The organism is Streptomyces sp. NPDC058664 (genome assembly GCF_042716635.1).
In the GTDB taxonomy this organism is placed as follows: Bacteria; Actinomycetota; Actinomycetes; order Streptomycetales; family Streptomycetaceae; genus Streptomyces.
In genome coordinates this window covers 1-9,621 of sequence record NZ_JBHXRW010000113.1, presented here as the reverse complement: position 1 = coordinate 9,621, position 9,621 = coordinate 1, and the positions used below count along the sequence as shown (strand labels likewise).

Genomic DNA, 9,621 nt, shown 5'->3' with positions numbered 1-9,621 from the left:
GCGACCCCCGATTGCCTACGAGTACGACCTCCAACCCGCAGCAACTGCCCTGGCCCAAGCCACATAGACGTGTTCAAAAGCCGGGGTCAAGGCCCCACCTCAATGCTCGCCCTGCACCTGCTTCAGTCCGCGCTCGTACACGTCAACACCCTGCTGGTGCAGCAGGTCCTCGCTGAACTCGCATGGGCGTCGAGGCTCTCGGACGAGGACCGGCGCGGTTTGACCAAGCTGTTCTTGGTCGAACATCAACCCGTATGGCACCTTCCGCCTCGGCATGGAAAAGCGCCTGGACCTGGAATTCTCGGTGCCCCGCCCCCGCACCCCGGCGGACACCGTCTACCGATTGGTCGGTCGGTCATGCTGAAGGACCCAGGCCCCGAAGGGGCGGGGCCGCTAGTCGGGCCGCCCGATCCGATGCGTGCGGACGCTGCGCGCGGGCCGTGCCCTGGTCGTCGCGGCCTTTGCGCACTGGGGCTCGAATCAGCCCCACACCGTCGAAGCGGGTTCGGCGCGCGGGTTCTGCAGCAGCACGTGGGTCACCCGGCCGTATGTGGGGCGACGTTCTTGACCGCGAAGCATCTGCTCGACAGGACGGTGGCACAGGCGGCTAGAAGCGTGGCGAGGGCGACGATCGCTGCGAAGGCTGCAGAGGCGGATGACTCCAGCTGCGCGAACATCAGGCCGGTGAGCGCCAGCGCGGCTGCGCTGCCGAGCGAGTCAGAGACCTGAAGCGCGGCGGCGTTGGCGCCCTGCTCGTCGGGCGCAGACTGTTCGAACAGAACGACGCTGATGCTCGGTACGGCTAGGCCCATGCCGATCCCTCCGATGGCGGCTGCCCCTATGGACACGGGGATCGCCGGCAGCGAGGAAAGGAGAAGGAGCGCCGTGGCAATGATTCCGGCCATCGCCAGTGCGCAGCCGCTTTGAAGAAGAAGTCTGCGGGATTGCTGGACGCTGTCGCGGCCTTGGTACCAGGCGCCAGCAGCCCATCCGAGGGCTGCCACGCTCAGGGCCGCGCCCGCCGCAGAGGTTGAGACGCTGCGTTCGTGGACGAGGAAGAGAGTAGCGAAGGACTGCGCTGCGACGAAGGCTCCTCCCAGCAGGCCCCGCAGGGAGGTGATCGCGGGGACGCCCCGAGCGAAGCGCAGGGCGCCGGTGGGCAGCAGTTTCGGGACGCCGGCGACCAGCAGCAGTAGCCCGACGAGCAGGACCGGGGCTAGTACCAGGGTGAAGTTCTGTCCGGCGAACTGCAGCATTCCGATGCCGAGCGCGGCCGCCACGGTGTACCGGAGGATCGGAGGCTGGGCCTCTTGAGGCTGCGTCGCGCTCTCGGCGGCGCCGGATCCTGTCGCAGAAGCGATGGCGATGGTTGCGAGCAGGATGAGAGGCAGTATTCCGAGATAGTTGGCGCGCCAAGTCCAAGTGGCGGCTACTGAGGCCGCGAGCCAGGGTGTGAGCAGTGCGGCAACTGCCCACGCCGCTGGCATGACGGCGAACATGCGAGGCCGGAGGTTTTCGGGATAGAGCCGGGCTATCAGCACGTACAGCGCCACGATGTAGAGACCTCCGCCGAAGCCTTGCAGCGCACGGCCGACGACGAAGACAGGGAACGCCCAGCTCAATCCGCTGAGGGTCAGGCCCACGGTGAACAGTGCGAGGCTTGCGAGGAATGTCGGACGGATTCTCCCGCGGTCGGTCAGACGGCCGCCGAGGATCATTCCGGGCAGGCTGGCCGCCAGGAATGCGCTGAAAGCCCAGCCGTAAGAGGCGACCGCGTCGAGATCGACGGCCACTGACGGCATGATCATGTTCGCTGACATGGCTTCGAAGGCAACCATCGTGACGATCGATGTGATGGCAATGGTCGTCCGTCTGTATTTCCTGTCCAGGACGTTCACGCTACGAGTGCGCGTGGCTGTTCCTTGAACTCCCATACCTTGCCTCCGACCGTGCTTTTCGATGATCACTTCTGGTTCTTCAGTTCGCTCAGACAAGCATTGACGGCCATGAGCGTGGGGTGGCTCTCCTCGGCAGAGGCGGAGACCAGCGACAGGTGGGCACGCTCCAAGGCTGCCTGTGCCCCACGGGGGTCCGTCTCGCGGATCAACTGGGCGAAGTTGTTGAGGACGGGCGCAAGTTCAGGATGCTGGCTACCGAGAGCACTCTCGAGTATCGCCAGCGAGCGTTCGTAGTAAGCCTTCGCTTCCTCAGGCCTTTCTGACTGATGTATCACGGCGGCGAGGTTTCCGGTGGCGATGCCTACCTCGTAATGGTCCGCGCCGTAGGCCTTCTCGAAGATCTGCAGAGCTTCGCGGAGCAGGGACTCGGCTTCCTCCGCTTCACCGATCTCGAGGAGGATCGGGGCCAGGGCAGCGCAGTCGGCGGCGACATCCGGGTGATCCGCCCCCAACGCCTCCGTCCGTACAGCGACTGCCTTGCGCGCGGGGTCTTCCGCTGCCGCGTAGTCACCTCGGGCGTGAGCGAGGCCGGCGATGTTGTGATAAAGGGTGGCCAGTTCGGGACTGGTGGTGCCACTCAGCCTGTTCAGCGCCCGCTTATAGAAATCCGCCGCCGCTTCGAACTTCCCTGAATACTTGAACAGCACCCCGAGCTCGTTGTATGCGGCGGCGATATCCTCTGCCGCCGCTCTCTCTTCCACACGGCCCACCGCTGTGACGAGCAGCTGCTCCGCCGGAGTGTATCGTCCCTGCACTCGATACACTGTCGCCATCGCCGTAATCGTATTCAGGTACAGGGAAACGCCCTCGGGTACGTCACAGTGGTCGGCGGCGAGAGCGGCAGCGTGCTCGAGTCTCTGAAGCGCGCTCTCCATCTGGCCGGCATGCTGGTCGATGTATCCCTGCACCAGGGCTGAGTTGGCTAGGGCCAGCGGGTCTGTGCTCAGCTCCTCCGCTTGGGCGGCCAGAGTTCGGGCGGCCTCCTCGTCCCCCGCCTCGAGAGCCATCAAAGCCTGACTCAGCAAACCAGCTACGGACTGCTCGGAATGAACGGTCACAGGCAAAATCTCCTTGAAACGGTCCGGAGCCAGAGAGCTGCTCAAGCCCGACGGTTCAGCAGCCCAGGTTCCAGTTCCCTCCGCCGGTCTCCGGCAGAGGGAACCATCCTGATGACGCCGGTAACCGCAACACCTCAAAAGGGCAGCGGTCCAACCGGGTTCAGGCGTGCGAAACCCGGCTGTTGTCCTACGGCAGCACAGAACAAACTCAGGACCGAGCGACGGTCACGAAAGGACGCGTCAGCGACCCACGACGACCTGGTTGTGGTTGGTCGAGAGACCGCGACGGACCACGACCTGGTTGTGGTTGGTCGAGAGACCGCGACGGACCACGACCTGGTTGTGGTTGGTCGAGAGACCGCGACGGACCACGACCTGGTTGGTAAGAGTCATGACAATCCTCTGCAGAGAAATGAATGGTGTTGCCGGCGCTCTGGCCCTGCCATCTCATGCGCGTGAGGCAACACCTGTGATCATCAACAGACTCTCCTGACCAAGGCGGGGTATGGATGAGTATCGGACGCTCAAATTCCGGTCGCCGACGCCCGGCATAGGCATCTGGGCTACAGGCGGACGCGACTGAAGAGCACTTCACAAGATCGGCGCCCACAAGCACGACGTCCGTGGGCTGCTGGGACCGCGGCGGCCCTGGTACCCCGATGGAGCCAGGTTTGCACCAGCCCAAGGGGTCGGTTGTTCTTTCGGCTGGCACGGGTGAAGGAGCACAGCGATCTCCACAGGCTTTGGCAGGGCCTCTTCGTAGCTGCTCCACCGGGGCGCGTCGACACGTCGTTTCATAGGTGGTCGCCTGTGAAACAGACGCTCGGTCGGCGGTCCGCCTGCAGTGATCATGTTTCATGAGTTGTTGCAAACAGCTGGATGCCTGAGACGCCCTCACGAACAGTTCGGAGTTGTGAACGACGACTTCAAGCGCGTCGAATCGCACCACTGCCCGATGTCCACCTGCGCTGCCCCTGCGGGCTCCCTGTGCCGGACCGGCAAGGGCAAGGTGGCCATCCAGTACCACACCGCCCGCTTCCGCCTCGTGCCCCAACTCGCCAAGATCCTCAGCGTGCCGACTCCCGCCGTACGCAAACCGGGGTTGGTGTGGACCGAGCTACCCCGGCCCATGAGTGCCGACGCCGAACCGGTCGGGTACGTCCGCCTCGGCTATGCCCATGCCTCGACCGCTCAGCAGTCCCTCGACGCGCAGCTCGACTCACTCGCAGAGGCCGGAGCAGTCCGGGTCTTCTCGGAGAAGATCTCCACCCGTGCTACCCGGTGCCCCGAGCTGGAGGCCGCCGTGAAGCTCGCCGGGGAGATCTGCTCCTCCGGCGTCGTCGTGACCCTCGTCGTCCACGAGCACAAGCGACTCGGCCGCGGCACCGAACTCGCCATGCTCGCCGAAGAGCTCAAAGCCAGCAATGTCGGGCTGGAATTCCTCACCGGAGAACTGAAGGGCTCGCACGACCCGCCCGGCATCGTGTTCACCGTGCTCGCGGCCATGTCCGGGATGGAGCGCGAGTACATCCGCGACCGCACTCTCGAAGGCCATGAGTCCGCCCGCAAGCGCGGCAAGACCATCGGCGGCGTAGGCGTCACCGACGAGTCCATGTTGTCCATGGCCCTCCACCTGCGTAACCAGGAGATGAGCCTGCGCGGCATCGCCAAGCGGCTCGTCATCACCACCGGCGCGAAGAAGGGCCAGCACCCCTCGCCCGCCACCGTCATGCGGATGCTCCGCGAACACGACTAGCAGGCCGCCACGTCGGCGAGCACGTGATCTCCCCACTACTTTGCGGCTGGCGCCTGGGGTAGGACTCCGGGGGCCGGGTCCGCTGTCACCCTCACGATCAGGAAACCGGGAAAATTTTGATGAACCTGGATCCGTCGGCCGCCGACAGGCTGTAGGAGGCGGACGTAGACAGGCACTTGTTCTGAGCTGAGAGCACGGATATTCTCCCAGCTCACCGGCCCGACCAGCAGGGCGCCTCGCAAGTGAAATCCCCCGCAGCCTGCAGCAACGGCCGCCGCGTTCAACGACTTGAACCACCCCGCGCAGGGCGGACCCACCCCAGCGGTGATCTAGCCAAACGGTGCGCTCGGCCCGGTATAGTCGATCTCGGACCTGTGTCCCTGACCCAACCGCTCGGCAGCGCTCAAGGCCTTGTGCCTGTGGCCTTCTTTGGCTGGCAGGGCACGATCTTGGTCTTGTCGAGGTGGCCACACACGGCGATCTCACTGGACGATCTTGTTGCGGATATCGTAGAGCCGTTGAGCAAGTCGGCCTGGCCATGGGTTTGGCTGAGTCGGCGACCGTCGCCCCCGTCCCGGCCCAAGTAGCGCCAAGCCGTCCAGCCTCACTGGGCCTCCATCCGTGAACGTGTCGAAGCCTGCTCGATGCCATGGAGGCCGCGTTCGCTCAGGTCGGGCACCCGAAGGTTACCGGGCAGCCACGGGCGCCTCTTGTCACGGAAAGCTTCCAGGCAGAGCCAACAATCGCATCTCACCATTGCAGGTTGGTGAGACTTCTGCTGTGGCCTCTAGCAGAGGTCGATGCATTCTCTCTGTCCCACAAGTAGCTGTCGCGCCAGCTCGCGCTCCCTGCAGAGCACTGCCGCAAGAGATGGTGACCGCTATGAGCAACTCGTACCCGAAGGAAGAGTGCTGGCCGCAGCACGCCGGCTTCGGTGATCAGTCTTCTGCACAGCACTCCATATTGCTGCCCAATACACCGAACCGGCTCCTGACGTGTACGAACTCGCGCCAAGCACCGAAAACAAGATCATTAGCATAGTCGACGCAGATTCCAGCCGGCCAGTACGGCTCAAGAAGATCTTGTTCGCCCTCCTAGGTCACACCATGCACTAGGATCACCCGCCTCACGCTTATAGCGCTGCTGCCATAACACTAGGTAAGGGAAATCGATCTTGCCATGCTGTCGCCTACTACCCGTTGACGACAGCCAACACTTGATCCATCGGGCCCCACACGCTCCACCCTCACCTCAATAAAACGCGCCTGCCGATACGTGCCGGGCCCGCCGAGTGGAGTAATACTTAATGCTGGACACGCGTTCTCTTTTGGATCAGCTTGGGAGGTGGGCCGATGAGTGAACCAGAGGGCTTGGTGAACTGGCCTCTCGTCGGTCGAGAGGCTCAGATGACAGCTTTCGAGCAAGCGCTCGCGGATCGGCGGGCCCAGGGATTTGCCATCTACGGGCCGGCGGGTGCAGGTAAATCTTGCCTTGCGGATGAGTGCTTGCGGCACGCTGTGCAAGCTGGCATGCGTGGTCGGCGGGTCTTGGCGACTGCTGCTGCGGCCACAGTGCCCCTGGGTGCCATTGCCCACCTCGTCCCCGACGAGGTGGACCTTACCGATCCTGTCGCTGGCTTTCCCGCGGTAGCGCGGGCTCTCGCAGACCCGGAGCGCCGACGACTGGTCGTTCTGGTTGACGATCTTCACCTTCTCGATTCTGCATCGGCTGTCCTTCTGCGCCAACTCATGGACGCTGGAGTGGTGTTCATGATCGCCACCATCAGGTCTGACGAGATGATGAGTGTCGCCGCAACCGTCCTCCTCAAAACAGATGCCGTATACCGAGTAGACCTGGAGGGCTTGGACCAACAGGCCGTCGAGGCACTGCTCCTTCAGGTTCTTGGTGGCCCGGTGGGGCGAAGGACCGTGCAAGAGTTGATGTCAGCAAGTAATGGCAACCCTCTCTACCTTCGCGAACTTGTTCTCGGCTCACTGGCAAACGGAAGACTTGCAAGCGACGGCGAGGTCTGGGAGTTGGCAGGTGGTCTGGCCGGCACAGGACGCCTCACCGAACTGGTCAGGCACCGACTCGCCGACGCCGACGAAGAGGCCAGGCCTGTGCTGGAACTCCTTGCCGCATGCGAACCGATTTCGCTTCCTGACGCTGAAGCAGAAGTCAGTACGCAGGTTCTCGCACAGCTCGAGCGTGTTGGGATCATTCAGAGCACCTTCGATGGACGCCGCATCACGGTGCGATTGGCGCACCCGCTGTACGGCGAGACCCTGCGGGATGGGATCTCGGAGGAACGCCATCGGGCTCTGTTGTTGCGACAAGTAGAGCGCATCGAAGGGCACGGTGCCCGCCGCCGGAGCGATCCGCTCCATATCGCCACGTGGCGAATGGCGGCCACAGGAAGTGCAGATCCCATTTTGCTAACACATGCTGCCGCGCTGGCTCGACATGCTCACGACTATCAACAGGTCGTGCTGTTGCTCAAGGGGCTCGCTTCCGGCGACCGCACGGTGCGCAGTCGCCTTCTGCTGGGTGACGCCTTGCTGGAACTTGGCAGGTTCGAACAGGCGGATCTTGTACTGACCGAGGCTCACGAAAACGCTCGCACCGAGAGCGAGGTACTCGCGACGGTTCGAGCAAGGACTTACAACTTGTACTGGATGGGCGCCCGCGTTCAAGACGCCCTGTCGGTGAACAACGAAGCCCGAAGCCAAGTCACCAGCGCAGACGGCCAAGAGATCCTCTTGCTCAATGAGGCATCCATGCTCGCCGTTTCAGGGCAGCCTGCGCGAGCCGCAGAAATGCTTGCCTCTCTGCCGAACGCGATCGAAGACGCGCCAGATGTGGATGCCTGGCTCATCGGGGCGCAAATGAAGTCAGCTGCGCTGGCTACCTTGGGGCATACCGATGCTGCGCTTCAGTTGACCAAGAGCGCCTATGAGGCGCATCTTCGGGTCAATGAGACTGCCCTGGTACCTCATCCAGCGTCGGAACTGATCTCCATGGTTCTCGCATTCTCCGAGGCAGGTCGTTTTACCACCGGACTGCAGACCGGATCACGCGCATCCGATGAACTACTTGCTACCGGTGCGTGGTTTCCTCAGCTGTGGCTCACCCTTCACATGGCACGCAGCGAGTGGATGGCTGGTCATCCGGCAACCGCGCGGCACCTGTACGCCGAAACCGCGGCTCAGGCACGGTCGTTCCACCACATCAAGGCGCTGCGACTGGTGTTGTCCGGACTCGCCGCCTCCGCAGCCGTCATGGGTGATCTTGACGCTGCTCATGCCGCCGTGCGGGAGAGCGCATCGTTTCCTCACATGGGCTACCTCTCAGGAGAGGAGCGACTGGGGGAAGCGTGGTTGCGGGCAGCGAGTGGAGATCTTCCCGGGGCACGTTCCACGCTCACCGAGGCGGCGCAGAGCGCTCATGCAGCCGGCCATGTGACGTCCGAAGCTCTGCTGCTGACTGACGTGGCGAGGCTGGGGGCCCCACATGAGGTCTCCACTCGACTCAGCGAGCTCGCCGCGATGTGTGACGGCGGGCTGGCGCCGGCCAGAGCAGCATTCGCTGCCGCCCTCGCTGCGAACGACCCCGAGGCTTTGATGAATTGCTGCGATGCATTCGAAGCCATGGGAGCAGACCTGCTCGCTGCCGAGGCGAGTACCGTGGCTGGCGCAGCCTGGCGAGCAGCGGACCAGCCCCGCCGCGCCACTTCCGCAATCGTGCGTGCGCACTCGGCTCTGGCCCACTGCCAAGGAGCGCAGACCCCTCTGCTGTCCACTGTCGCGCCATCCACGGCCAATTTGACTCGCCGAGAACACGAGGTTGCCACTCTGGCAGCTGCTGGCATCTCCAGCAAAGATATTGCGTCCAAGCTGACGCTCTCCGTTCGGACGATCGACAACCATCTGCAACGCATCTACACCAAAGTTGGAGTAACGACTCGCAGTCAGCTTGCCGAGTACCTCAAGTCCACCCCCCAGCGGCCTGTCTCGAAGTGAGGCATCAAAGAAGGCGACAGTTACTCAGCGCTGCGCTCGTAGCTGTCGGTCTACCGCAGCCGAGCGAGCTCTTTCAGGGCGGCCACTGAACGGGTGACAGACCGGTCTCCCGCAACACACAAGGCTCCTGAGCTGTTGAGAGAGGTGTTCGACATATCAACTCATCAGCCCAGGAGCCTCGTTGGTTTCCTATCCTGTCGCACTCGACCTGCCGCACGCCCTCGTCGAGTGGGTATCGATGCTCATCATCACTCGTGAGGGTGACCACCGCTGCAAGCTCCCGCCCCACCAGCGTGCCCTCGTGGGCCTGCTCTACCTTTGCCGACACGACACGCTCACGCAGATCGCCGCCGCTGCCCGGCCGCACCCATGACCTGGCCGTGGCCCGCACCCACCGCATCATCCGGATCTGCGAACGCCAGGGCATCCCCGTCCTCGCCGACCGCGCCTGTATCGGCGCCGGCCCCGGGGTGACCACACCGATCAGACGGCTTCCCCGCCGGACCTCACCACGACCCAGTAGACGATCAACCGGGCCCTGTCAGCGGCACGAGCACCGGGCGAACGAAGCATCGGACGATGCAGTCCTGGCGAATCTTCCGCCGGGCCCGCTGCAGCCCCCACCGCATGACCGCCATCGCCGCAGCCATCCTCACCCTGGAGCATCAACGCTGAGAACGCTCAGTGAGCCTCTTTCATCCTGTGCTGGAGGGTGAAATGGGCTGGTCAGCGAGGGTGGTGACGAGGCAGGGCCCCTGGTCGTTGGCGTGGTGATTCCACTCATCACACCGGCGACCGAAGGGGCCCTGAAGGTTTCCGTATCCTGCCAC

Annotated in this window: 5 protein-coding genes and 1 pseudogene; 3 read left to right on the top strand and 3 right to left on the bottom strand. The window is 63.7% G+C overall.

Translation table 11 applies throughout. The features are described 5' to 3' along the window. Positions 1-536 precede the first annotated feature (536 nt). The 3 genes from ACFWUY_RS39570 to ACFWUY_RS39560 all read right to left on the bottom strand — a co-directional run bounded on the left by ACFWUY_RS39570 (position 537) and on the right by ACFWUY_RS39560 (position 3,409). Positions 537-1,898: an MFS transporter gene (locus ACFWUY_RS39570; RefSeq protein ID WP_384121506.1), complete on the bottom strand. Its 1,362-nt coding sequence runs from the start codon at positions 1,896-1,898 to the stop codon at positions 537-539. Positions 1,899-1,963: 65 nt separating this feature from the next. Then, the gene (locus ACFWUY_RS39565) at positions 1,964-3,016 is read right to left on the bottom strand and encodes a tetratricopeptide repeat protein (RefSeq protein WP_384121504.1); all 1,053 of its coding nucleotides are present in this window, start codon (positions 3,014-3,016) and stop codon (positions 1,964-1,966) included. Between the two features lie 240 nt (positions 3,017-3,256). Beyond that, entirely contained in the window at positions 3,257-3,409 is a 153-nt protein-coding gene (locus tag ACFWUY_RS39560; RefSeq protein WP_384121502.1) for a hypothetical protein, read from the bottom strand. A gap of 520 nt (positions 3,410-3,929) precedes the next feature. On the opposite strand from ACFWUY_RS39560, the gene ACFWUY_RS39555 reads away from it, so the two are divergent. From ACFWUY_RS39555 to ACFWUY_RS39545, 3 genes and pseudogenes are all read left to right on the top strand, one after another. Then, positions 3,930-4,772, top strand: coding sequence for a recombinase family protein (locus tag ACFWUY_RS39555; RefSeq protein ID WP_384121500.1), 843 nt, complete (start codon positions 3,930-3,932; stop codon positions 4,770-4,772). A gap of 1,352 nt (positions 4,773-6,124) precedes the next feature. Continuing rightward, positions 6,125-8,791, top strand: a complete 2,667-nt coding sequence (locus tag ACFWUY_RS39550) for a LuxR C-terminal-related transcriptional regulator (protein ID WP_384121498.1) — start codon at positions 6,125-6,127, stop codon at positions 8,789-8,791. Positions 8,792-8,972: 181 nt separating this feature from the next. Then, positions 8,973-9,466: pseudogene (locus tag ACFWUY_RS39545) on the top strand (transposase family protein). The last annotated feature ends 155 nt before the right edge of the window (positions 9,467-9,621 follow it).

Excerpts from the sequence above, each read along its gene's own strand:
- ACFWUY_RS39560 (WP_384121502.1), bottom strand. The coding sequence starts at position 3,409 with ATGACTCTTACCAACCAGGTCGTGGTCCGTCGCGGTCTCTCGACCAAC.
- ACFWUY_RS39550 (WP_384121498.1), top strand. The coding sequence starts at position 6,125 with ATGAGTGAACCAGAGGGCTTGGTGAACTGGCCTCTCGTCGGTCGAGAG.